Here is a 24,834-nt window from a genome sequence, read left to right on the forward strand (position 1 = left end):
TTATGATGAGTATGCTATACCAAACTAACTAAGTGCTTTTGAGTAGTGATGGCTCGTTAGTTACTTAGGTATAATTTTAGTTTAGTCTATTTGTCATAAAAGTCCGTTTTATTACAAACTCGATTTTGTTTTAATTAAACCTTAAAATCAAAGCAATCAACTGACTAAAATAGTGCATTATAAAAGTTAATTAAGTAGGTTTTGCCAAGGAAATTTTTTTAATGCTGCTAACGCTCAAAGTAATAGCTGCAGAGCTATTTATTATCTTACTGTGTACTTATTTACCCAAAAAAGATCCAGATGTTAGCCGTTTTGTTAGGAATAATTCACACTTACCGAATTAATTAAAAGTGAGGCTAATAGCGCCTTGCAGTGGTGTTGTCTAACAGGTAACATAGCCGCCTTTTTCTTCATAGACGAGACATATATGAATTTTTCCTTAGGTCAGCGTTGGATCAGTGATACAGAGTCAGATTTAGGATTAGGCACAGTTGTTGCCATTGAGGGCCGTCAGGTCAGCATATTATTTCCTGCTAGTGGCGAAAGCCGCGTTTATTCTTGGGCAGAAGCACCCGTAACCCGTGTGTCATTTAATCCTGGCGATGTGATCAAAAGCGTTGAAGAGTGGGAATTAGAAGTTGAGTCTATTGAAGTGCAAGGCGAGCTACTTTGTTATCACGGTACTCGTGTTGATAATGGTGAAGCAGCCAAACTAAAAGAAACCTTTCTAGATCATTTTATTAAGTTTAACAAACCTCAAGATCGTTTATTTGCCGGCCAAGTAGATCGTTTTGATCGTTACACGCTGCGCTACCAAACATGGTTACATAAATTTGAACGTGAACAGTCGCCTATAAAAGGCTTAATTGGTCAGCGTGCTAATCTTATTCCGCATCAGCTTTATATAGCCCAAGAAGTAGGTAAACGTTTTGCACCACGCGTACTTTTATCAGATGAAGTAGGCCTTGGTAAAACAATTGAAGCGGGAATGATTTTACATCAGCAAATTATTAGTGGCCGTGCCAGCCGTGTGCTTATTGTAGTACCCGAAAATCTGCAGCACCAATGGTTAGTAGAAATGCTGCGCCGCTTTAATTTACGTTTCTCTATTTTTGATGAAGATCGTTGCGATGAAGCGTTTGCCGACTCGCCAAATGTATTTGATACCGAACAACTGGTACTTACCAGCCTAGAGTTTTTAACCAAGAAAAAACGTTGGTTCGAACAAGCAACTTTAGCTGACTGGGATTTACTAGTAATAGATGAAGCGCATCATTTAAGTATTAATAATGGCAAGCCAAGCTCAGAGTACCAACGTATGGCCGAGCTTAGCCAAGATATTCCGGGCCTTATTTTACTTACCGCCACGCCAGATCAACTTGGTCATAGCAGCCACTTTGCTCGCCTACAGCTACTCGATCCAGACAGGTTTTACGACTACGACGTATTTAAAGAAGAAGAAGCAAATTACAAAGACGTTGCCGAAGCTGCTAATCAATTACTCCAAGAGCAAGGCCTAGACGAGAGCGCTAAAGCGACTTTAATTGAGCTATTAAAAGAAACCGACATTACCGATATTCTGGCAAAAGCACAGCAAGGTGATTTACCCGCGCGTAAAGAAATACTTAACATGTTACTGGATCGCCACGGCACCGGCCGCATCTTATTTAGAAATAGCCGCAGCGGCATTGACGGCTACCCTAGCCGTATATTACACGCCTACCCTATGCCATTGCCAAAGCAATATAAAACAGCAATGACAGTACTGGGCAATATGAGCGGCATTCAAAACCCCGAACTTAGTGCACAGCGCGCACTATTCCCAGAAAAAATATTTCAAGAGTTTGAAGGCGAAAGCGCCAGCTGGGGAGCATTTGATCCTCGCGTAGATTGGCTAATCGACACTCTTAAAACCCTTAAGCGTGAAAAAGTACTGCTAATATGTGCTAAAGCCGAAACAGCTATCAGCCTTGAGCAAATACTACGTGAACGCGAAGCAATTAAAGCCTCAGTTTTTCACGAAGGTATGTCGATTATTGAGCGTGACCGCGCCGCTGCATTTTTTGCAGACGAGTACGACAACGCGCAAATACTGCTGTGTTCTGAAATTGGCTCTGAAGGGCGTAACTTTCAGTTTTCACATCATTTAGTGTTATTTGATTTACCACTAAACCCAGATTTACTAGAGCAACGTATTGGCCGACTAGACCGCATTGGACAAACTCAAGATGTGAACATTCACGTGCCATATTTTGAAAACACCGCCCAAGAAGTATTACTACGTTGGTACAACGAAGGCCTAGACGCATTCGAATCTACCTCGTCAACGGGACAAATGTTGTATAAAGAATTCCGTGATGACCTACTTGATTACATTGCAGCGCATAACTGCGACGAAGACGAGTTAGATCCATTACTTGAGCAAGTAGCACAAAAAAATGCGGTACTGCGCAAACAAATGGAAAGCGGACGCGACCGTTTACTTGAGCTGCATTCATCGGGCCAAGGCGCAGCCGACTCTTTGGTAGCTGATATTGAAAAACTAGACAATCAGTTTGAACTGCCTAGTTACATGATTAACGTATTTGACACCTTTGGCGTAAGCCAAGAAGATAAAGGCGAAAATACCATTATCTTAAAGCCAACCGAGCATATGTTAAACGCCTCGTTTCCGGCATTAAGAGAAGATGGCATGACAGTTACATTTGACCGCGATACCGCGCTTTCGCAAGAAGACGTGCACTTTATTAGTTGGGATCATCCTATGGTGCAAGGCACCCTAGATATGATTTGTGACGACGATTTTGGTAGCGCATCGGTTGCTTTACTTAAAAACAAAAAACTACCACCAGGCACCTTTTTTGTTGAGCTTATTTTTGTAGCCGAAGCTATGGCACCAAAAGTATTACAAGTAGGGCGCTTTTTACCACCTACGCCAATTCGTATTTTACTCGATAAAGCAGGTAATAACTTAGGTGAAAACGTCGCGTTTGACGGCTTTAATCAGCAGCTTTCTGCCGTTGGTCGCCAAACAGCCAGTAAACTAGCCGGCGCATTGCAAAGTGCTATTCACCCAATGATCAGCACCGCAAAAGACATGGCACAAGAAAAGCTTGAAGTTATTCGTGCTGCGTCACTGGCTAAAATGCAAACATCACTAAGTGAAGAGCAGCAACGATTAGTTGCCCTTAAGCAAATTAACCCTAATATTCGCCAAGAAGAAATTACCTTCTACGATAAGCAACGCACAGATTTGACTACCTACATTGAAAAAACCCAGTTAAAACTAGATGCGATACGCTTGATTGTGGTTTCGCACTAACGCTTTGGCGATAAGCTGACAGCCGTTAGTAAAAAATTGCTAATGTGCGAATGAAGAAAGCGCGGTATTTTGAAGTGACCCCATAAAGTTGGATTCATTTCTAAGCAGCTAATAAAGCCTGATTTCGGTAGTGTATCGAACTCAGGCTTTTTAGTTTCAACTTAATGCATGCGTTGTTGTAATAAAAAATATATTACTGAGCTCACCTTAAAACTTGATAAAAACCCTATAAAACGATTAGTTAAGTGCTATTCAACTCTTTCTAAAATCACTTGTAAATCACAACCACTCTTCTATATCTTGCCCACCCAAAACAGCCATTATTTCAACATCAGTTTCATAAACTCTGTAATAAATACTATCTGAGCCACAAACGGCACGTCGATAACCTTTACGAATATGAGCAACTGATTGGTAGGGATAAGGATTTGCAGCTAGCTTTTCAAACAGAGTAAAAAAAGCATAAAAATAAGTATCTGCTTGCTGCTGTGAATACTCCTTACAGCCATACTGATAAATATGACGTAAGTCTTCTTTAGCATCATTTGAGAGTTTAAACTTTCGCATTACTTAACATTTAGTTTAAATTCAGTCAGGATTTCATCAGCAGATTGATTAGTAAAGCCACTTTTTTCAGATTTAAGCAGTTTACTATTGATAGCTTCAGCCCTTCTTGCACGTCGAATTAAGTCATTCACTAATTCGCTTTTATTCGCGTAATCACCTACATTTTCAATGTGATTACGCAGCCATAAATCATTTTTCTCAGTGAGCGAAATGCTTTGCCTTGCCATAATATATACCTCAAAAAATCATACTGGTGTAATTTTACACCAGTATGAAAAACACGCAATTAAACTTTAATCTTTTTCCTTGAGCCTTAGTGCCCGCTCCACTAAAATGGCGCCCTTGTAAATCACTGAGGTCGGCCGTGTTAATTAACTACAATCCCCCAACAGATCCGTATTTAACTATTCTGTATCAGGATGAGGACTTACTCATCGTTAATAAGCCTAGCGAGTTGTTAACCGTGCCAGGTAAAGACCCTAAACATGCCGATTGCTTAATAAGCCGTGTTAACCGAGTTTTTCCTACTGCTAAAATAGTGCACCGTTTAGATATGGCAACGTCGGGCATACTTTGCTTGGCAATGAATAAAGCCGCACACCGCCATGTAAGTATGCAGTTTCAGGAGCGCGAAACCGCCAAGCGCTATATTGCCCGGATATATGGGCAACTTGAGGCGCAAACCGGCTCGGTTGATTTACCGCTTATTTGCGATTGGCCTAATCGCCCCAAGCAAATGGTTGATCACGAAAACGGTAAGCCGTCGCTTACCCACTTTAAAATACTTGAACGTGAACCACATGCAACCCGTGTAGAACTAACCCCTATTACAGGGCGCTCGCACCAGTTGCGTGTACATATGCTAAGCCTAGGCCATCCTATTTTAGGTGATAGGCTTTACGCGCACAAAGAGGCACTCGCTGCGGCGCCGCGCTTGCAATTACACGCACAAATGCTCAGCTTAAAACATCCAACTACTGAGCAAATACTTACATTTGAAGCTGACCCTAATTTTTAGCGCTAACAATTAATATTAAAGTTTAGCCTGTTACGCTAAACTTTTTTGCTGCTGCGCCGATATCTAAGTAATATTTTTTATTTGAGTTGGTTATGGTATTGGCGCAGTATTTAAAGGTAATTAAACTAAACGTACTGCTAAGCTGTGCGCTACTTTTAACTGTGCAAGTAACTGCAGCAGAGCATATTGCCCCACCCTCGTATGCAAGTATTGAAAATAATGATATTCAACACTTACTTCCCAATGATGAAATAAAGCCTATATTAGCTGGCGATACTGAATTTTTAACCTTGTACAGCGAGTATATGAGTGCTGATTTTAGAGGCACTGTACTGCTTATACCTGATTGGCAATCAAGCGCGACCAATAATGCCGGAATGAGCTTTTTACGCAAAGAACTAAATAATTTAGGCTACACTACCTACGCAATGACAGTACCTGATATTAACTGGCAGGCGAGTGAAATAGCCACTGCTGCAACTAACGAAAACACTGCAACTGAAAGCACCTCAGCTGAAAATATTCTTGCCCAAAGCTCTGACAATGCAAATACAGCTAATGAAAGTGCTGCAGTTGAAAGTGCTACTATTGAGGATACTGGTGTAAACAAAAGTGCTGAGCCACACCATGTTAATGCCATTGAAAAAGTGAGTGACGCGGTACTCGATAACTATAAAGTAAATTTAATCGCCCGCTATGAAGCACTGTATAATACAGCAATGGCAGAGCCGAATAATATTGTAGTAATTGCCCAGGGGATCAGTGCTGGCGTGCTACTTGAACATTATGCGCAATTTCCCGACTCAAGACTTAATGCATTTATAAGTTTAAGCAGTTATTTACCTAACAGTAAACGTAATCAAGACTTAAGCCAAACTTCGTCTTTAATTGCCCCACCATTACTGGATATTTACTACGCTAACGATAACAACGAGATTTTAATGAACCTTAAAAATCGTCAGCGCTGGGTTAACCGCAACGCAAAATTTGATTATCGCCAACGCCAGTTATTTGGTTTGCGCAATCAGCCCGATCAACATGCACGCCTAAGTAAAGAAATAGACGGCTTTTTACGCCGACTTTTTTAAATACTCGTAAGCAGCTTGAATATCTTGGCTTTTTTTGACCGCTAATTCCATCATATGTTTTGGTAAACCTTGCGATACCAATTTATCAGGGTGATGCTGCGCCATCAGTTTTCGATACGCGAGCTTTATTTCTCGCGCTGTTGCCGAGTCATTAAGCCCTAATAATGCCAACGCTTGTGCGCGGTTTATATTATTATTAGGTGGTACATGATGGCCTGAACCTTCACGGTAACTGCTACTTTGCCCTTGTTGCTGTTGTTTATAACGCTGTTGCTGCTGCCTAAAGCTAAACTCTGCTTGGTAACGCTTTAATACAAAAGCAAAGTGCGCTCTAGATACGCCTAACTGTTTACTCACTTCTTGTAAAAGTAGTTTTTCTTGCTCAGCGAGTACACCATCTGAAAATGCCATTTGAATTTGAATTTCTAAAAATAGCTGTAATAAATCATAACGCTTAGCAAAACGTTCTTTAAAGTCTTGTACTGTTTCTTTTAATGAAAAATCATTTTCTTTACCCGACTGAAATGCATGTTGTGCTTCGCGGCGCTCTTCGCCTTGTAGGCCCATTTCGTCCATAAATAACGTTGCAGCTTTAATATGTACTTCGCTAATGCGCCCATTTGATTTAGCAATATGCCCCATAACTGCAAAACAGCTAGAAAAAAACAGCGCTTGACGCTCGTTGACGTCGTCACCTTTAAATAAGTTTGAAAAGCCACCGGCTTTATCAAAATCTTTTTTTAAGCTTTTATCAAACATATGACCAAGATATAGGCCAAAAATAGCACCAAATATTTTGCCAAACATAAAACCGAAAATAAACCCGAGTATTTTTCCCCACATCTAAATTATTACCTCTATTAAATTTGTCGTTGATTAAGTGCTGATAATCGCTCAGGAGTACCTACATCATCCCATTGGCCTATGTAGAGTTCGGTAGAGACTAAATGTTCAGTTAATCTTTTAGCTAAAATAGGCCCAAGCGGACGAACACCTTGCTCAAAATCGTTAAAAAAATCGGCTTGATATCGGCCAATTCCAGAAAATGTATATTTTTGACTATCACTCGACAAATGACTGAGTGCAAAATCACCGTTAGGATTATGCGGTGGATTTTCTATCAGCACTATGTGCGCCTCACCCGCTTGTAAATGCAGTTGAGTTAACGCGCTTACGTCGTAATCGGTATATATGTCGCCATTTATAACAATAAAGGTATCGCCTAATAGGGGCAGCGCAGCAATAATGCCACCGGCCGTTTCAAGGCCACCTGCCACTTCTTGGCTATAGCGTATATTTACGCCCCACTTGCTGCCATTGGCAAAATAATCTTTAATTTTATCACCTTGCCACGCAAGGTTTATTACTATTTCGGTAATACCCGCCGCTTTAAGATTAACAATATGATGCTCAATTAATGGCTTACCCGCTACTGCCAACATAGGTTTAGGCATATTTTGCGTTAGTGGCATCATACGTTGTCCGCGCCCGGCCGCTAAAATCATCGCCTTCATGTGCGCTCCTTAGCCAAGCGCTCAACCACTTTAGGAGCAATGGTATTTTGTATAAATAAGCCAAGGGCCTGTAGCTCTGAATAATTAGCAGCTACCTCTACAATGTATGCAAGTGTAGGAAGTATATTAGCCAAATAACCTTTTTTACCATCACGTAAATACAAACGACAAAAAATACCTGCCGCTTTTAAATGGCGCTGTAAACCGGTTAAATCAAACCAATATTTAAATTCATTAAAGGTAACATTAGCAATTAAACCTTGGCGATTAAATTCATCGTATCCGTATTTAACTAAATGAGTTAATTCGCTCTCTGGCAGTTTAAAATAGCAATCGCGTAACAAAGATACCAAGTCGTAACACAACGGCCCGCGTACAGCATCTTGATAATCTATGATCGCCCATTGCTGGTTGCAGCGCATAATATTACGACTATGGTAATCGCGGTGCATGGTAACGCTAGGCTGAGCAAGCATGGTATTACTAAGCAGATCACAGCTTGTTTGCCACAGCATTTGTTGCTCTGCTGTTAGTTCACAATCAATGAAGTCATGCATTAACCACTGGCTGAATATGCCAAGCTCAACAGCTATAAACTTTTTATCATAAGCTTGCATAGCAGCGGCTGCAGGTGTTTTTGCCCACTGTACGCTCAGCTTAATTAATTGCTGGTAATACTCGGTGCGGTGCTCATCATCAAGCATGTCTGCTAGGTGCGTGCTGCCTAAGTCACTTAAAATAAAAAAACCTTGCTGCTCGTCACTGGCAATAATAGCGGGCAATAAAAATCCTTGCTGCGTAAATACGCTATTAAGCGAGATATACGGCGCATTATTTACTTTAAGCGGATCGGAATCCATCACTATAAAGCTGTTATTAGCACAATTTAAGCGATAATAACGACGAAAACTCGCATCGGCAGTAATTGCCGCTAACGTGCATTGTTGCTCACTAAAGTGAGTATTTATAAAGAGTTGTAAGCGTTCAAAACGTGTCATTTTATAAGCTATCTATTTTTCACTAATTACTTTGCCATTGTTTTCCTTTATTATGTCTACTTGAAATTAATCACAGCGTATAAAGGTCGATAAATGAGCAAAACCTGGGGCATATTGATGCTAAGCGTACTGAGCGCACCATCGCTTGCCGAAACTGAACTGACACACAAGTTTTGTGGCACTTCAATGCAAACCAGAGCTTGGCAACCGCTTCCTGGCTTAAAGCTAGGTATGGTTGATATTCGCGCTAACGACGTAGAGCTTTTAGGCACACAAAGCGCTGAATTTACTGGTAATGTTGATATTAACACCGTTAATATGAGTTTGTCCGCACAAACTGCACTAATCGATAAACAACGCGGTTTACTCAATGCTACTGGGCCAATTACTTATCGCGACAAAATAAGCGAAGTTAACAGCACTGGCCTCAACGCCGATTTAAATAATTCAGCAATCAGCTTACTTGGTGCACAATATAGCCTAACACAACAGCTAGGCAAAGGTGGCGCTGAAAAACTCACCGTTGATGAGTCTGGCTTAATGCTAATGAATGCAAGCTTTACTGCTTGCCCTGGCGAAGTACCTGTGTGGGCCATTGAAGCCGACGAAATTAACCTTTCTCGCGAAGAAGGCTGGGGCGAAACCTATAATGCGGTTTTACGCATCCTAGATACGCCGGTTTTATATTTACCTTATTTTACCTTTCCGCTTGATGAGCGCCGTAAATCTGGGTTACTTACGCCTAGTTTTTCAAGCTCAGATCGCTATGGTTTAGAAACTATTACGCCTTACTACTGGAATATCGCTCCCAATTTAGATGCCACCATTACCCCGCGTTATATGTCGCGTAAAGGTTTACAACTGCAAACTGAATTTAGATATTTAACCCAAGAGCATGAAGGCTTAGTGGGTATTGAATATTTAAATAAAGATGATTCAGACCCCGATCTTGGCGATCGTTATATGTTTCATTGGCAACAAAAAAGCTATTTAGGTGAAAACTGGCGCGCTAATGTTGATATAACAAACGTGAGTGACGACAACTACTTAACTGATTTAGACTCTAATTATGCCAGTAAAACCGATACTCAATTGTACAGAACAGGCTCGCTTACTCATATGGGCGACACTTGGCGTACCGATATTACAGTACAAAACTTTGAAGTACTGGGCGATCACTTAGAGTCTTATACCGCTTTGCCACAAATTAGTTTTACCCAAACCGCACCTTGGCAATACGACAACTTTGATTTTAGTGTATCGGGAGAAGTGAGCCACTTTACTAATAGCTCAGCTATTATTGATCAAGCTACTCGAATACATATTGAGCCAAAAGCTCGCTTTGATTATAAAGAACATGCATGGTCGTTTTTATCAGAAGTAAGCATATTACAAACAAACTACAAACAGCATGGTGATTTAGAAGGAACTCAATACAGCGAAAGCGTATCGCGTACACTGCCAAAAGTACGTTTGTATACACAACTTAATTTTGAGCGCGAAACCTCCTACTTTATTGATGACGGTATTCAAACTTTAGAGCCACAGCTACAATATTTATATACCCCTAATGAAGATCAATCTGATATTGGCTTATTTGATACTGCCAAACTACAAGATGATTTTTTTGGTTTATTTAGAGACACACGCTTTTCAGGTGTTGATAGAATAGCTGCTGCTAACCAATTTACCTTAGGTGCAACGACTCGGTTATTTGACAAAAAACACCAAGAAGTATTTAATTTTAGCGCCGGACAAATATTTTATTTAAGCGATTCAGCCAAACCTACAGAACAAGGATTAAACTCAGACACCAACTACAATGCCTTGTTTGCAGCACAAACCATGGTACATTGGCATCGTCGCTGGTATTTATCTGCGGGTATTCAGTATGATACTGACGGTAAACAAATTATTCAGTCTAACGTAACGCTCGACTATAAAGGCGACGATAATGAGCTAGTTCAATTGAACCATCGGTATTCAGATGATGTCTCAGGTAATGCAATTGAACAAACAGGCTTATTTACAAGCATTCCAGTGAGCGACGAATGGCAGTTTATTGCAAGCTATCACCGCGACCTTGAAAATAACCGCAGTATCGAAGTGTTAAGCGGACTACAGTATGAATCGTGCTGTTGGGCATTTCAAATTACTGGCCATCGCCAAATTGTTACCGACTTAAATCAGTCTATAGGGCAACAACAGGCGACTTTTGATTCAAGCATTCGTTTGAATTTTGTTTTAAAAGGGTTAGGTAGTAAAAGCCGTTATGATGCTAAAAAATTATTACAACAAGGTATTTTTGGTTATCGTAGACCGTATTTTCTTAATGACTAGGACACTATTTTTAAAGTTAAAGTAGTATTAATTAACGCTAAAAATTGAGTATTCCCTAGGATCACAACAGTACTATTAGCAAGAGTAGTAAAAAGAATATGAATTTAAAAAAATTATTAACATCAGCAGTTTTAAGTATTAGCTTATGCCAAAGCGCATTTGCAGCTCCGGTTGAAATCGACAAAGTTATTGGCATAGTCAACCAAGGAGTTATTTTAAAAAGTGAAGTGGACACCATAGTTAACCGTGTTAAAAAGCAAGCTGAAGAACAGAGTCAGGAGCTTCCTAAAGACGAAACATTACGTGTCCAGGCCGTAGAGCGATTAGTTAACCAAACACTCATGATGCAAATGGCTGAGCGTATGGGGTTAGAGATTTCAGACAGCCAACTAGATCAAACACTTGCAAGTATGGCTAAAGAGCAAGGCGGTAGCATTGCAGATTTACGTCGTACTATTGAGGGCTCGGGAGAAAGCTTTCAAGCATACCGTGAAGAAATTCGTAAAGAGATCACTACGCAGCAAGTTATGCGCGCCAATGTTGATCGCCGTGTTTATGTAAGCGAGCAAGAAGTAGATAACTTACTAAAAATTATGGAAAGCCAAGGTCAAAACGCAGAAGAGTATGACATTGGCCATATTTTAATTGATATTCCTAGTGATGCTAGCGCCGATGAAATTGCGTCAGCTAAAACGCGCGCAGACAAAGTAATTGAATTACTTAATGACGAGCAAGAATTTAAACGCATTGCTATTTCATCATCAAGCGGCTCTCAAGCACTTGAAGGTGGACAACTAGGTTGGATGGGCATTAACGAAATGCCGTCGTTATTTGCTGAAGCCGTAAAAGGTAAAAAGCAAGGCGCTATTATTGGTCCGCTGCGCTCTGGTGCTGGTTTTCATATTATAAAAGTCCAAGATGTTCGTGGTCGTCAAGTTGTAGAAACAACTGAAACTCGCTCACGTCATATTTTAATAAAACCATCTATTATTTTAAGTGAAGAAAAAGCACGTAGTATGCTTGCCGGTTTTGTAAAAGACTTACGCGCTGATAAAGCCGACTTTGCAAAACTTGCTAAAGAATACTCAGAAGATCCAGGCTCAGCCCTTAAAGGTGGTGAGTACGATTGGGCTGATCCAACTAGCTATGTTCCTGCCTTTAGAGATACTTTATTATCACTTAAGCAAAATGAAATTAGCGAACCATTTAGAAGCCAATTCGGTTGGCATATTGTGCAGTTACTCGATACCCGTGTAGCTGATAAAACAGAGCAAGCTAAACGCAACCGCGCCCATGGCATGCTATTTAATCGTAAATTTAAAGAAGAAAGCTTTAACTGGCAGCAAGAAATGCGCGAACAAGCCCATGTTGAAATTTTCCCAATAGACGAATAACTATGACATTACGTATCGCAATTACCCCTGGTGAGCCTGCGGGCATTGGTCCAGATTTACTGTTAAAACTTGCCCAACAAACTTGGGACGCACAGCTTGTTGCCATTGCCGACGCAAATATGCTTAAGCAACGTGCTAAACATTTAGGCTTAAGTATAAAGCTAATAGAGTTTGACCAGCATGCTGCAGCAACGCCTGCACCAGCAGGAAGCCTTTACCTACATCAAGTAGATGTAGCTGAGCCTGTAGAGCTAGGTGTGCTTAACGATGCTAATGGCCAATACGTATTAGACACTTTGCGTATTGCCAGTGAAAAAAACATGGATGGCACTTTTGCAGCAGTTGTTACCGGCCCTGTACATAAAGGTATTATTAATAAAGCCGGTATTTCGTTTAGTGGCCACACCGAGTATTTTGCACAACAGTCGAATACCGCAGATGTAGTAATGATGCTTGCTACGCAAGGCCTAAGAGTAGCGCTGGTAACGACGCATATTCCGCTTGCCTATGTATCGCGTGCTATTACAGAGGATCGGCTAATCAAAGTAGCGAGTATTTTAAACCACGACTTACAAACTAAGTTTGGTATAGAAAAGCCGCGTATTTTAGTCTGTGGTTTAAATCCTCATGCTGGTGAAGATGGCCATTTAGGCCGTGAAGAAATAGATACCATTATTCCAACACTTGAAATACTTAACAACCAAGGTATGAACCTGATTGGTCCACTCCCTGCCGACACTTTATTTCAAGATAAATACCTAAATGAAGCCGATGCCGTATTAGCTATGTATCACGATCAGGGGCTACCTGTGCTAAAATACAAGGGATTTGGTAACTCGGTAAATATTACCTTAGGTTTACCATTTATCCGCACCTCAGTAGATCATGGTACTGCTCTGGATTTGGCAGGCAAAGGTACTGCTGATGTTGGCAGTTTTGAATTAGCGATCCGCGAAGCAATTAAGCTCGCCCAAGAAAAAGCACAAAATCAATGACCGATAAAGTACATTTAGGACACCGCGCCCGTAAACGTTTTGGACAAAACTTTTTATTTGATGACATGATCATCGGTAAAATAGTGAGCGCAATCGATCCTAAACCAGAAGATAACCTAGTAGAGATTGGTCCAGGCCTTGGCGCAATTACTGAACCGGTAGCCGAATTAAGCGGCCATTTAACGGTTGTAGAATTAGATAAAGATTTGGCACAGCGTTTAATTGAACACCCATTTTTGGGACCTAAATTAACCGTAAACCAAGGCGATGCAATGACCTTTGATTTTGCAAGCTTGGTGAGAGATGACAAAAAACTAAAAGTGTTTGGTAACTTACCGTATAACATTTCGACTCCGTTATTATTTCATCTTTTTGAATTTGCAGACAATATTGAGCACATGCACTTTATGCTGCAAAAAGAAGTAGTAAAACGCATGGTTGCAGGCCCGGGGAGCAAAACCTTTGGTCGTTTAAGCGTAATGACTCAGTACTACTGTAATGCAATGCCGGTTATAGAAGTACCGCCTGAGTGCTTTAAACCTGCGCCTAAAGTTGATTCGGCGGTTATTCGCTTAATCCCTAAAAAGCCTGAACAACGCACTGCAAAAAGCGTGAAAATTTTAAATAACGTTTGCCTAGAAGCCTTTAACCAGCGTCGTAAAACACTACGCAATAGTTTAAGCAACTTACTAACTGCAGATGAGCTAACCAGCATTGGCATAGATGTTACTTTGCGTGCTGAGCGCTTATCGTTACAACAATTTATTGACATAGCAAATTGGATTTATGACAACAAGCAGTAATATTGGATCGCCTGTAAAGGTATCTGTTGAAACATTTTATGTAGAAGAGCAGTCGCAACCTGAACTAGAAAAGTTTGTATTTGCTTATTCTGTAACCATTAAAAACCACAGTTTGTGTAGCGCTAAATTACTGAGCCGTTATTGGTTAATTACCGATGCAAATGGCAAAGAAATTGAAGTGCAAGGCGAAGGTGTGGTCGGCGAAAATCCGGTTATAGCACCCGGCGAAAGTTATAAATATACCAGTGGGGCAATACTAGATACCCCTGTAGGTACTATGCAAGGGCATTATACGTTACGTAACGAGCTTGGCACTGAGTTTAAAGCGCCTATTAACGTGTTTCGTTTAGCCTGCCCTAACATACTGCACTAGTACACTATAAGCATGGCTGACTACGCAATAGGTGATTTGCAAGGCTGCTTTAACGAGTTTAACGCGTTACTCCAACGCGTTAACTTTAATCCAAGTAAAGATCATCTCTACTTGGTGGGCGATATAGTCGCTCGAGGCCCTGACTCACTAGCCTGTTTAGAGTACTTATACAAACACCAAAATAGCATTACAGTTACGCTAGGCAATCATGACTTACACCTGATTGCCTGCTATCTACTTAATAAACCACCCAACCCTAATGATAAATTAGCAGCTGTATTCAATAGCACTAAACTCCCCCACTATATTGCATTTTTACAAACTCAGCCTTTGGCACTTTACCTTAAGCAGTACAATAGCTTTATATCCCATGCTGGGCTCAACCCTGACTGGTCGATAGCACAAGCCTTACAACATGCTCAGTTTGCTCAGCATTGTTACAGCTCGCCTAAAGCGCATGACTTTTTTGCAAACATGTACCAACCTCACCCCATTAATAACCCTAATGAACTTAATAACTACGAAAAGTTTAGATACACAGTTAACTACTTTACCCGTATGCGATTTTTAACTGCCGATAACCAACTCGACTTAAGTGCAAAAGGGGAAGTAACAAGTGGCAATAACTTAACCCCTTGGTTTATGCATCCAGCAATAACAACGGCTAAACAAACGCTTATTTTTGGCCACTGGGCAGCATTAAATGGTAAAACACCTCATAATCATTTATTAGCCTTAGACACCGGATGTGTTTGGGGAGGTGCCATGACCTTAATAGAATTAAAAAGCAAACAAAAAACTGTAGAAAAATCACAACTTTCGTCTAAATAAACTGAAATAAAGTAATACATCTGTTAAGTTTAATGTCGCATGTTGAAACTTTGTAACTACAACCTGTTCACATTAAGTTGGCATTATATTCTAGTAGCAAAAATAGCACTCCTATAATTAGAGCTACGCATGGCCATTGCTTAATTAAAAATAATCAACACAGATTAAACAATTAAAATTAACTTTAATTACTTAACTTATTGCAATACAAGCCGATAAGTTTTAACTGATATACTTTAGAATGGAAATCCGTATGAATTTAACAGTGAGCCAGCGTATTTGGGGTGGATTTATTTTCATCACTCTACTGCTTTTAATAATTGGCGGTAACTCTTTAATAAAAATAGCAAATATTGATCGCTCCACCCAAAAAGTAAATCAGTTGTCGCTGCCCGCTTTAAATAAAAGCGCTGAATTACAAGCCGAGTTTATTTTAATGAGCAAAGCTGCTCAAGCTAGTTTTTATACCTCTTCTGCAGAGCAACTAGAACCAATAAAAAACCAAGTGCTCGAACAAAAGCAGTTATTCAATACGCTGCATAGTGAATTACAAGAAGTGGTTAAAAACGATCCACTATTGAGTAAAAGTAGCCAACAAGTTGAAACAACCTATTTAAGTTTTTTAAGCACGGTAGAGGGCTTACTTGCCGACAAAGCTAAACAGCTAGCACTGAATAAAATGTTAAAAGCGCAACTAGAAAGCATAGAGCTTGCCGCCGAAGATGCAAACTCAATTGTACTCGATATTATTGATATAAACGGCTTAGAGCAAAGTAACCCACGCGCTTACCAGGCTGCTAATAATCTTGAAAACAATTTTATGTCTGTAGTAAGCAACAGTACCGACATGCTAACGGTTAAAACGCTTAATACTTTAGATATTGTAAAAAATGAACAAGTATACTACTTCGAAGAAGTGACCCGCACCATAGCGCTAATTAAACCAGCCATAGAGCAAAGCCATAGTGGTTTATACAATAGTCTAAAAGAATACGTAGACACGCTAGAGAGCAACATTGTAGGTAACAATAGCCTTGCTGCGAATAAAAAACGCTTAATCGATGCAATTAGCCTTACTGAACGTGAACTTGCAGAGTCTGAGCAAGCAACTAAAACAGCGCTAAATCAAATTGACGTACTTGTAAAACAAGCCAGCGATGTTGCTTTTTCATTGCAAAAAGGGGTGCGCAGCGACGTAGATTCTGCAAACTTGTGGACTTGGATAGGCATGATAATAGCCACCATAATTGCAATTATCGTGGCAGTCGTTACAGTTAATCGTATTACTAAACCACTGGCTGAAGTTAACCGCATTTTAGATATTGTAGCAAGTGGCGATATGACACAGCGCTTAGATGACAGTGCCAAAGATGAGTTTGGTGAGCTATCTAAAAGCTGTAACACCTTAATTGATAGCCTTCGCAGTTTAATTAAAGGCATTATTTCACGCTCAACTCAGCTTGCAGCTGCATCAGAGCAAACCTCAACAATTACTGGCGAATCAAGTAAAGCAATTCGTAATCAGCAAGCACAAGTTGAACAGGCAGCTACAGCAACAACAGAAATGAGTAGTACATCACAAACGGTAAGTAATAGCGCTCAACAGGCGTTACATGAGATTAAAAATGCCGATAAAGAAGCCGAGCGCGTTAAAGACATTTCAAATCAAAATAAAGCCACTATTGAGCAACTAGCTTACGAAGTTGATGAAGCGTCGAATGTTATTAATAAGCTCCACAAAGACAGCGCATCGATTGGCAGTATATTAGATGTGATTCGCGGTATTGCTGATCAAACAAACTTATTGGCATTAAATGCCGCGATTGAAGCAGCGCGTGCAGGTGAGTATGGGCGAGGCTTTGCTGTAGTAGCAGATGAAGTACGTTCTCTGGCAAGTAAAACACAAGAATCAACCCAAGAGATTCAATCTATGATTGAGTCACTACAAAGCGGTGCAGAAGCCGCTGTATCGGCTATGGAAAAAGGTAAACAACAAGCCGTGTCGTGTGTTAAGCAAAGCGATTTAGCAAGCAGCGCTCTCGACTCGATTACTTTAGCCGTATCGCAAGCGCATAACGTGAGTGAAGAAATATCAACGGCAGCGCAAGAGCAACAACAAGTATCACAAGAAATAAGTGAGCGCTTAGAGTCCATTGTTGCTATAGCCGAGCAAACCGCTGAGGGCGCAATACAAACGACCATATCAAGTTCAGAAGTAGCAAAACTAGCAGAAGAACTTAGGTTATCAGTAGAAAACTTTAAGGTTTAATTACTGCTATAAACATTTATAAAAAGGGGAAGTAATTTATTACTTCCCCTTTTTTTATTAGATTTTGCTTATTGCTTGATTACTCACGCTAATTTCTATTTGTTTGTTAAGCAAATTAATGAACAAAATACTGCGCATATCGCCATCAGGCTCTTTATAAATAGCGTCAATATTTTTAAATGACTCATTGTTTACACTCACCAAGTCACCGTTTTTAGGAACTTGCGATTCATGTGAGTGCGAACGCTCTGCTTTAAGCTGATTAATTAACTCAACGGGCACACGCTGATATGCAGCACCATAAGTTACAAAGCCACTTACTCCGCGGGTATTTTTTACCGCAAAAAAGTTACCATTTTCAGCTTCTAAACACACAAATACATAACCAGGAAATAAAGCAGACTGCTTAACAGTGCGGCGTCCTTTAACTAACTTTTCAGTAGTTAACTTTGGAAAAAATGACGCTATTCCTTGGTTTTTTAAATTAACCTGCGCACGCTCTTCTTGGCGAGGTTTACATACAACTAAATACCAACTTTCCATGGCAATTCCTACAGCCTGAGTTGAAGATAAGACAACCATAAACTAAATGAGCGCAGCATTATACTCCTATGCAAACCTTTATGTAAAATAGCCCCACAGTAAATAAGTACTCACTTAGAAAAAGTGATTTAATACGCTGATAATCAAACGAGTAGGTTTTAATTGAGGGGTAAGCGCTGATATATTACAGCTATTAGAAGCAAGCTCTAAGCTAAAGCTAAGGGCAATATTAAACAATTAAGCTATTATTTTACGTAAAACAAAAACAAAAAACCCAGCATAAGCTGGGTTTTTACATTCTAATAGAAAACTAAAATTACTTAATTTTAGCTTCTTTAAAAAGAACATGTTTACGAATCTTTGGATCAAACTTTTTGATTTCCATCTTCTCAGGCATGTTACGTTTGTTCTTGTCGGTAGTGTAGAAAAAACCAGTACCGGCAGTTGAAACTAAACGGATTTTATCGCGCATGATTCAGATCCTTAAACTTTTACGCCGCGAGCACGGATTTCTGTAAGAACCGTGTCGATGCCTTTTTTATCGATAATACGCATACCTTTAGTAGTAGTGCGTAATGTTACAAAACGTTTTTCACTTTCAACCCAAAAACGGTGTGTTTGTAGGTTAGGTAGGAAACGACGTTTAGTCGCGTTTCTCGCGTGTGAACGGTGATTACCAACCGCAGGACGCTTACCTGTAACTTGACATACTTTAGCCATGTCTATATATCTCCAATAACTTAGCTCGAGCTTAATTTTCCCTAAGGCCATGTAGTTGTGCCCTAGAGATAAATCGAAGGGCGCTCTTTATACAGCTTTTACAGGCGAAGATCAAATAACTGATCTCATCCAATCAGCTCATGTGCAAATTTGATAGCGGCTAATTATAAAGATCGAAAGCCCATAGGGAAAGTAAAAACTGCATTTAAATTAAACTAATTTGCCAAAACACACTAAACTGCTCGTTTTTAGTACTCTTCTGTAAAAGTAAAGCTAAATAAGACCTCGTTCAGCAAAAGAAACACAGGTTTCTCCTCCAACAATAATATGATCCAGCACATTTATATCTACCAATTGCAGTGCTTGTTGCAATTTATTAGTAATAAGTTTGTCGGCCTGACTCGGTTCGGCAATCCCGCTTGGGTGATTATGCGCAAAAATAACCACTGCTGCATTATTTTTAAGTGCCGCTTTTACCACTTCTCGTGGATATACACTGGCAGAATTAATGGTGCCATAAAAAAGTATTTCATCTTTAATTAAGCGATTTTGACTATCAAGATACAGCACCATAAATACCTCCTGCTGCAAACCACGCATTTGCAAGGTTAAATAATCATATACAGCGTTTGGCGAGTTAAATATAGCATCGCGCTGGCAACGCTCCTGCATATAACGCTGGCTGAGCTCAAGCACCGCTTGCAACTGCACATACTTAGCTGTACCTAACCCTTTTTGCGCACAAAACTCTTCCATACTGGCATTAAATAAATTGTGTAGCGTTTTGTTTTCATTAAGTAAATGTTGGGCAAGCTCAATCACATTCATACCCGGCAAACCGGTGCGTAAAAATATGGCAAGCAATTCAGCATCACTGAGCGCTTTTGCGCCTTTTTCGATTAGCTTTTCGCGGGGACGCTGCGAATTAGGAAGTGAGGTTAGTTGCATTATTCATCCTTGATAAATCGGCTTATATATTAACTGTAATGCAAATTTGAAAATTAGCCTGTTATTTTCATCTTAAAAGCTTAGCTGTACGGGTCAAGATTTGTTATTTTAGCCCTAATATTAAATAAGGCTGATGGACAACCATGATTAATTTAACTAATAAAAAAATAGTGCTGGGAATTAGCGGCGGTATAGCGGCCTATAAATGCGCAGAACTGGTTAGACGCTTAAAAGAGCATGGTTGTAGTGTTAAAGTAGTTATGACTGAATCAGCAAAACATTTTATAACCCCCTTAACTATGCAAGCTGTGAGCGGTGAAATGGTTGCAGACTTCTTACTCGACCCTTCTGCAGAAGCTGCTATGGGCCATATTGAGTTTGCCAAGTGGGCCGATTTAATTTTAGTTGCCCCAGCCACCAGCAACATTATTGCTAAAATGGCGGCGGGCATTGCCGATGACTTACTCACTACCTTATTACTTGCAACTCCGGCTAAAGTCGCTATCGCACCGGCTATGAATCAGCAAATGTATGCTCACCCTGCTACACAAGCTAATTTAGCCACACTTAAAGCACGTAACGTGCTTATTTGGGGCCCAGGAAAGGGTGAGCAAGCTTGTGGCGATGTAGGCGCTGGGCGCATGCTAGAGCCTCATGAGCTAGTTGCTTTATGTATTGCAAAAGAGCAACCTCAGTTACTTGCAGGTAAAACCATTACCATAACTGCAGGCCCGACCCGAGAAGCCATTGACCCGGTACGTTTTATATCTAATCACAGCTCAGGAAAAATGGGCTACGCACTTGCTGAGGCCGCTTTATTACTTGGCGCTAAAGTTAATTTAATTTCAGGCCCGGTGACTATAAAAGCCCCTACTGGCGTAAATTTGATCAACATAGAAAGCGCCGAGCAGCTATTAAACGAATCACTCAACTACGCACCGCGTTCAGATGCGTTTATTGGCTGCGCCGCTGTTGCCGACTACCGCGCAGCAACGGTTGCAGCACAAAAAATGAAAAAGCAAGGCGACGAGCTTACTCTTACTTTAGTTAAAAACCCGGATGTAATTGCACACGTAGCTAATTTACAGCAAAACCGCCCTTACACTGTTGGTTTTGCCGCAGAAACACAAAATGTAGCAAACTACGCAAAAGGCAAACTAAAAAATAAAAACCTGGATATGATTTGCGCTAACGATGTATCACAAAGTGATCTTGGGTTTAACGCTGACAATAATGCGCTAACCCTGTACTGGCATAATGAACAGCTTGAATTACCAACAAATAGCAAAACAGCAATTGCGCTAACAGTGATCCAACAGCTCGCTCAGAGAATATAAAAGAGCTGGAAACAAACTGAATAAAACATTAACATGCTAAACACGCGTTTACTTTTAAGAGTTTAAATTTGTTTAATTCTAAATATAAACGCGCCTTAAACATTTGAATCAAAATGACTAGCTCCTGCTAAAAGATAACTAATAAAAAAGGAATGTTCATGCCTGCGACAAAAAGAAGTAATCGCAAAGAGCAAATACTGCAAGCACTTGCACAAATGTTAGAAACCAGTCCCGGCCAGCGTATTACCACAGCAAAGCTAGCCGCTGAGGTTGGTGTATCGGAAGCAGCGTTGTATCGTCATTTTCCTAGTAAAGCACGTATGTTTGAGGGCTTAATAGAATTTATTGAAGACACGCTTTTATCTCGTATAAATCTTATTTTAGAAAACGAAAAAGAAAGCCAAGCCCGCGTTTATAATATTTTGCATTTACTGCTAACGTTTGCTGAAAAGAACCCTGGTATTACCCGTATTTTAACCGGCGACGCATTGCAAGGTGAGCAAGAGCGGTTACGTGAACGAGTGCAAAGTTTCTTTGAAAAACTTGAGACCCAATTTAAACAAGTACTACGTGAGAGAAAGCTGCGTGAAGGTAAAAACTTTCAAAGTGACGAGCTAACCCTAGCCAACTTTTTACTTGCCTATGTTGAAGGTAAAATGAATCAGTTTGTACGCAGTAATTTTAGTACTAAGCCAAGCGCACAATTTGAAAAACAATGGCCGGAACTACAAAAAATTTGGTTATAAATTCCAAATTCAACACACGTAACCTTGTGAGCCACGCTTGCAAGGTTTTTAAATTTTCACCTTCAGCCTTTCAACTCTGCTTTACTACCACTTGTCGTATATACTCGAATTATAGACAAAACTCGTTACAATAAAATAACGCTAAAAAACGAGAACCTATAATGAAAACAAAGCTCACCCTTTTAAGCTCTGCGCTTATTGTCAGCGTAGCTAGCACCACAGTTTACGCTAAAGAGTCGCTACAATTTAACGATGTGTTTGATTTTAAATCAGCCAAAGCAACACAACTTTCTGAAGATGGCCGTATTTTATCGCTCAGTGCAACCCCGTATCGTGGTGATGCCACTGGCCAAGTTTACTCGCTAAGCGGTAATAGCTTAATTGCAGAAGTACCGCGTGGTACTAAGCCTGTTATTAATAAAGCTGCTAACTGGGTCGCATTTACCCAAGTACCCACGCTACTAGAACAAGAAACCACGAATAAAAAAGATGCTCTAAAAAACAACCTGGTACTAGTAAATACCCAAACAGGCGAGCAACAAAGTTTTAGTAATGTGAAAGACTATAAGTTATCAAACGATGGAACTTGGCTTGCCTATCGCTTAGATCAAAAAGCAGCTAAAGGCGATGATGAAAAAGCCGAGGATGAAAGTACCAGCACTCATGCTAATAAAAACGATAGCGCCATCACACCAGACAAAGAAGATAAAACCTATCCGCTGGTTATTGTAAATTTAAGCAATAAACGCAGCCACACAATTGCAGATGTATTTAACTACAGTGTTAGCGCAACTAACCAGCAACTATTAGTTAGCCAGAGTTACAGCGATGGTAACAACAATCAAATAGCACTGCTTAATTTAAATGACTTTGTAAGCAGCATACTCATAGATGAGCCTGGTGTTGTGGCCAATAAAATAGCCTGGCACCCGACTGAGGCAAGCGTAGTATTTACGTTAGGTAACTATGTTAACGACGACATGCGCCGTCGTAACTACAGCTTACAACTTTGGCAAAATGAGCAGCTAACAACGATTAACTCCCCCAACAAAGATTGGGGAATAGGTAAAACCGCCGCGTTAATATGGTCTGAAAATGGCGAGCGTTTATATTTTGAAAATCGCCCTAAACTAGCCGCTAAAGTAAAAGCTAAAGAGTATAGCGACGAAGCCTCACTATACGACTTTGACACTATACGAGAGCATAAAGGCTTAAAAGTATGGCATAACAACGACGCGCAAATAAAACCGCGTGAACAGCAGCAGTGGAACGAAAAAAACAAAAACCGCCATTACAGCGCGGTGTACCACATAAATTCGCAAAAAGTTACCCAGCTAAGTACTGTGAGCATGCCAGAGGTTGCGCTTAATCCGCAGCGCGATACATCACTGCTTGGTTATACTGATACCCCATACCTTGAGAAAATAATGTATGGCGGCTTTTTTGCTGACTACTTTGCTGTAAATATTAATACAGGTAAACACACTCCCATTGTTAGTAACTACCCGTTTAAACCAAGTTTGGCACCTAATGGCGAGTTTGCCGCCTACTTTAGCGATAACCATATACAGCTAAAAGATTTAAAAAATAATAAAGTCACTACGCTTACACGTGCAATTCAAGCTACTTTTGCTGATGACAAGCACGACTACCCTTCTGCCCAACCAGGTTATGGTTTTGCCGGTTGGAATCAAGATAGCAGCCAACTACTTGCTTACAGTAAGTACGATATTTGGGCGTTTGATGTAAATAGCCAGCAGGCAAAACGTTTAACTAATGGTAAACAAACCAATACTCAATATCGCGTTATTAAACTTGATAAAAGCCAAGTTGGCTTTAAAAAAGACGAAACATTGCTTATATCGGCTATTAACTTACAAACTAAGCAAAGTGAAATAGCCAAGCTTGATTTAACCACCAACACAGTAACTAAAGTGCTCAGTGGTAATAAACGTTTTGATTTAGTTAAAAAAGCAAAAAATGCCGATAAATACCTATTTACTGAGCAAGCGTATCATCAGTTTCCAGACTTTTATCAAACTGACTTTAGTTTCAGTGCTCCGCAACAAGTGACTACACTTAACCCACAAATAAGTAACTTTACCTGGGGCGAAAAACCAGAACTCATAAGCTACAAAGGCTTTGATGGCGAAGACTTACAAGGCGTACTAATTAAACCTGCGGGTTACAAAAAAGGCGATAAAGTACCAGTAATGGTGTATTTTTACCGTTATATGAGCCAGCGCATGTACGACTTTCCTAAAATGGAATTAAACCACCGCCCTAATTTTCCTATGTTTACCTCAAACGGTTACGCGGTATTTTTACCCGACATTCGTTTTGAAATAGGCCACCCAGGTAAATCATCAACGCAAACCATGATCAACGCCACGCAAAAGCTCATTGATTTAGGCATTGCTGATAAAAATAAAATTGGTTTACAAGGTCATTCGTGGGCAGGCTATCAAAGTGCCTTTATGATCACTCAAACCGATATGTTTAAAGCGGTTGTATCGGGTGCTCCCGTGTCTAACATGACCAGTGCCTATAGTGGCATTCGTTTAAAATCGGGCTTAGCGCGTCAGTTTCAGTACGAAACAGGACAAAGCCGCATTGGTAAAAACCTTTTTGAAGCGCCAGAATTATACATAGAAAACTCACCGGTATTTTTTGCCGATAAAGTAAACACTCCTATTTTAATTATGTTTGGCGATAAAGACGACGCTGTACCTTGGCACGAAGGGGTACAGTATTACTTAGCCCTGCGCCGTGCGGGTAAAGATGCCACTTTTTTACAGTATGAAGGCGAACCTCATCACTTGAAAAAGTTTCCTAATCAAGTCGATTTTTCGATTCGTATGATGCAGTACTTTGATCATTACTTAAAAGGCAAACCCGCCGCAAAGTGGATGAAAGAAGGCGAAGCATTTATACAAGAGTAAAAATAAATGATAAAAACCCCGATAGATTTAAGTCTATTGGGGTTTTATAATTTATTACTACCCACTTTATAATAAATAGACAATAC

Annotated in this window: 23 protein-coding genes; 13 read left to right on the top strand and 10 right to left on the bottom strand. The window is 40.2% G+C overall.

Features of this window, described 5'->3' with window-relative positions; translation table 11 throughout:
- Nucleotides 1–427 precede the first annotated feature (427 nt).
- Nucleotides 428–3,322 carry an RNA polymerase-associated protein RapA gene (gene rapA / locus RB215_RS12790; RefSeq protein WP_011329272.1) on the top strand — a complete coding sequence of 965 codons (2,895 nt, stop codon included), beginning with the start codon at nt 428–430 and terminating at the stop codon, nt 3,320–3,322.
- A gap of 100 nt (nt 3,323–3,422) precedes the next feature.
- Here rapA and RB215_RS17850 read toward each other — a convergent pair whose 3' ends face one another.
- From RB215_RS17850 to RB215_RS12805, 3 genes are all read right to left on the bottom strand, one after another.
- Nucleotides 3,423–3,482: a hypothetical protein gene (locus RB215_RS17850; RefSeq protein WP_375144260.1), complete on the bottom strand. Its 60-nt coding sequence runs from the start codon at nt 3,480–3,482 to the stop codon at nt 3,423–3,425.
- A 119-nt stretch (nt 3,483–3,601) separates the two neighbouring features.
- Nucleotides 3,602–3,889: a type II toxin-antitoxin system RelE/ParE family toxin gene (locus tag RB215_RS12800; RefSeq protein WP_309216519.1), complete on the bottom strand. Its 288-nt coding sequence runs from the start codon at nt 3,887–3,889 to the stop codon at nt 3,602–3,604.
- Nucleotides 3,889–4,116 carry a hypothetical protein gene (locus RB215_RS12805; protein WP_011329274.1) on the bottom strand — a complete coding sequence of 76 codons (228 nt, stop codon included), beginning with the start codon at nt 4,114–4,116 and terminating at the stop codon, nt 3,889–3,891. Before RB215_RS12805 ends, RB215_RS12800 begins: the two co-directional genes overlap by 1 nt.
- 137 nt (nt 4,117–4,253) lie before the next feature.
- Between RB215_RS12805 and rluA the strand changes: the two genes are divergently transcribed.
- Complete coding sequence (gene rluA, locus RB215_RS12810; protein ID WP_086997723.1) at nt 4,254–4,907, top strand: bifunctional tRNA pseudouridine(32) synthase/23S rRNA pseudouridine(746) synthase RluA; 654 nt, start codon at nt 4,254–4,256, stop codon at nt 4,905–4,907.
- 92 nt (nt 4,908–4,999) lie between these two features.
- A complete protein-coding gene (locus RB215_RS12815) occupies nt 5,000–5,995 on the top strand; it encodes a DUF3530 family protein (RefSeq protein WP_309216520.1) in 996 nt (331 codons plus the stop codon).
- Here RB215_RS12815 and djlA read toward each other — a convergent pair.
- The 3 genes from djlA to RB215_RS12830 are packed head-to-tail and all read right to left on the bottom strand — an operon-like array spanning nt 5,978 to nt 8,507.
- Nucleotides 5,978–6,838 (bottom strand): co-chaperone DjlA, encoded by an 861-nt coding sequence (gene djlA, locus RB215_RS12820; RefSeq protein WP_089368767.1) that lies wholly within the window; start codon nt 6,836–6,838, stop codon nt 5,978–5,980. The two genes, RB215_RS12815 and djlA, sit on opposite strands and share 18 nt — an antisense overlap.
- Nucleotides 6,839–6,855: 17 nt before the next feature.
- On the bottom strand, nt 6,856–7,509 hold the full coding sequence (murU, locus tag RB215_RS12825) for an N-acetylmuramate alpha-1-phosphate uridylyltransferase MurU (protein WP_309216521.1): 654 nt from the start codon (nt 7,507–7,509) through the stop codon (nt 6,856–6,858).
- The gene (locus tag RB215_RS12830; RefSeq protein ID WP_089368768.1) at nt 7,506–8,507 is read right to left on the bottom strand and encodes an aminoglycoside phosphotransferase family protein; all 1,002 of its coding nucleotides are present in this window, start codon (nt 8,505–8,507) and stop codon (nt 7,506–7,508) included. The genes murU and RB215_RS12830 overlap by 4 nt, the downstream gene beginning before the upstream one ends.
- A 93-nt stretch (nt 8,508–8,600) precedes the next feature.
- Between RB215_RS12830 and lptD the strand changes: the two genes are divergently transcribed.
- The 7 genes from lptD (at nt 8,601) to RB215_RS12865 (ending at nt 17,512) form a co-directional block, all read left to right on the top strand.
- Nucleotides 8,601–10,847 carry an LPS assembly protein LptD gene (gene lptD, locus RB215_RS12835; protein ID WP_041454580.1) on the top strand — a complete coding sequence of 749 codons (2,247 nt, stop codon included), beginning with the start codon at nt 8,601–8,603 and terminating at the stop codon, nt 10,845–10,847.
- Between the two features lie 98 nt (nt 10,848–10,945).
- Nucleotides 10,946–12,241, top strand: a complete 1,296-nt coding sequence (gene surA / locus RB215_RS12840) for a peptidylprolyl isomerase SurA (protein ID WP_011329281.1) — start codon at nt 10,946–10,948, stop codon at nt 12,239–12,241.
- Between the two features lie 2 nt (nt 12,242–12,243).
- Nucleotides 12,244–13,236 (top strand): 4-hydroxythreonine-4-phosphate dehydrogenase PdxA, encoded by a 993-nt coding sequence (gene pdxA, locus RB215_RS12845; RefSeq protein WP_011329282.1) that lies wholly within the window; start codon nt 12,244–12,246, stop codon nt 13,234–13,236.
- Complete coding sequence (rsmA, locus tag RB215_RS12850; RefSeq protein WP_011329283.1) at nt 13,233–14,039, top strand: 16S rRNA (adenine(1518)-N(6)/adenine(1519)-N(6))-dimethyltransferase RsmA; 807 nt, start codon at nt 13,233–13,235, stop codon at nt 14,037–14,039. The genes pdxA and rsmA overlap by 4 nt, the downstream gene beginning before the upstream one ends.
- Nucleotides 14,023–14,412 (top strand): Co2+/Mg2+ efflux protein ApaG, encoded by a 390-nt coding sequence (gene apaG / locus RB215_RS12855; protein WP_309216522.1) that lies wholly within the window; start codon nt 14,023–14,025, stop codon nt 14,410–14,412. The genes rsmA and apaG overlap by 17 nt, the downstream gene beginning before the upstream one ends.
- Nucleotides 14,413–14,424: 12 nt before the next feature.
- Nucleotides 14,425–15,243 carry a symmetrical bis(5'-nucleosyl)-tetraphosphatase gene (locus RB215_RS12860; RefSeq protein WP_011329285.1) on the top strand — a complete coding sequence of 273 codons (819 nt, stop codon included), beginning with the start codon at nt 14,425–14,427 and terminating at the stop codon, nt 15,241–15,243.
- Nucleotides 15,244–15,496: 253 nt separating this feature from the next.
- Complete coding sequence (locus RB215_RS12865; RefSeq protein WP_089368770.1) at nt 15,497–17,512, top strand: methyl-accepting chemotaxis protein; 2,016 nt, start codon at nt 15,497–15,499, stop codon at nt 17,510–17,512.
- Between the two features lie 57 nt (nt 17,513–17,569).
- Here the strand turns inward: RB215_RS12865 and rfaH are convergent, their stop codons facing one another.
- The 4 genes from rfaH to radC all read right to left on the bottom strand — a co-directional run bounded on the left by rfaH (nt 17,570) and on the right by radC (nt 19,723).
- Entirely contained in the window at nt 17,570–18,055 is a 486-nt protein-coding gene (rfaH, locus tag RB215_RS12870) for a transcription/translation regulatory transformer protein RfaH (RefSeq protein ID WP_011329287.1), read from the bottom strand.
- Nucleotides 18,056–18,371: 316 nt separating this feature from the next.
- Complete coding sequence (gene rpmG / locus RB215_RS12875; RefSeq protein WP_004335545.1) at nt 18,372–18,527, bottom strand: 50S ribosomal protein L33; 156 nt, start codon at nt 18,525–18,527, stop codon at nt 18,372–18,374.
- Between the two features lie 11 nt (nt 18,528–18,538).
- Nucleotides 18,539–18,775, bottom strand: a complete 237-nt coding sequence (rpmB, locus tag RB215_RS12880; RefSeq protein ID WP_041454777.1) for a 50S ribosomal protein L28 — start codon at nt 18,773–18,775, stop codon at nt 18,539–18,541.
- A gap of 273 nt (nt 18,776–19,048) precedes the next feature.
- Complete coding sequence (gene radC / locus RB215_RS12885) at nt 19,049–19,723, bottom strand: DNA repair protein RadC (RefSeq protein ID WP_182683894.1); 675 nt, start codon at nt 19,721–19,723, stop codon at nt 19,049–19,051.
- Nucleotides 19,724–19,866: 143 nt separating this feature from the next.
- Here radC and coaBC point away from each other — a divergent pair, with 143 nt between their 5' ends.
- The 3 genes from coaBC (at nt 19,867) to RB215_RS12900 (ending at nt 24,748) form a co-directional block, all read left to right on the top strand.
- Nucleotides 19,867–21,060, top strand: a complete 1,194-nt coding sequence (gene coaBC / locus RB215_RS12890; RefSeq protein WP_309216523.1) for a bifunctional phosphopantothenoylcysteine decarboxylase/phosphopantothenate--cysteine ligase CoaBC — start codon at nt 19,867–19,869, stop codon at nt 21,058–21,060.
- A gap of 158 nt (nt 21,061–21,218) precedes the next feature.
- Entirely contained in the window at nt 21,219–21,806 is a 588-nt protein-coding gene (gene slmA / locus RB215_RS12895) for a nucleoid occlusion factor SlmA (RefSeq protein ID WP_011329292.1), read from the top strand.
- A gap of 161 nt (nt 21,807–21,967) precedes the next feature.
- Entirely contained in the window at nt 21,968–24,748 is a 2,781-nt protein-coding gene (locus RB215_RS12900; RefSeq protein WP_193038455.1) for a S9 family peptidase, read from the top strand.
- Nucleotides 24,749–24,834: the final 86 nt, after the last annotated feature.

Source organism: Pseudoalteromonas sp. HL-AS2 (assembly GCF_031198805.1).
Taxonomy (GTDB): Bacteria; Pseudomonadota; Gammaproteobacteria; order Enterobacterales; family Alteromonadaceae; genus Pseudoalteromonas; species Pseudoalteromonas nigrifaciens.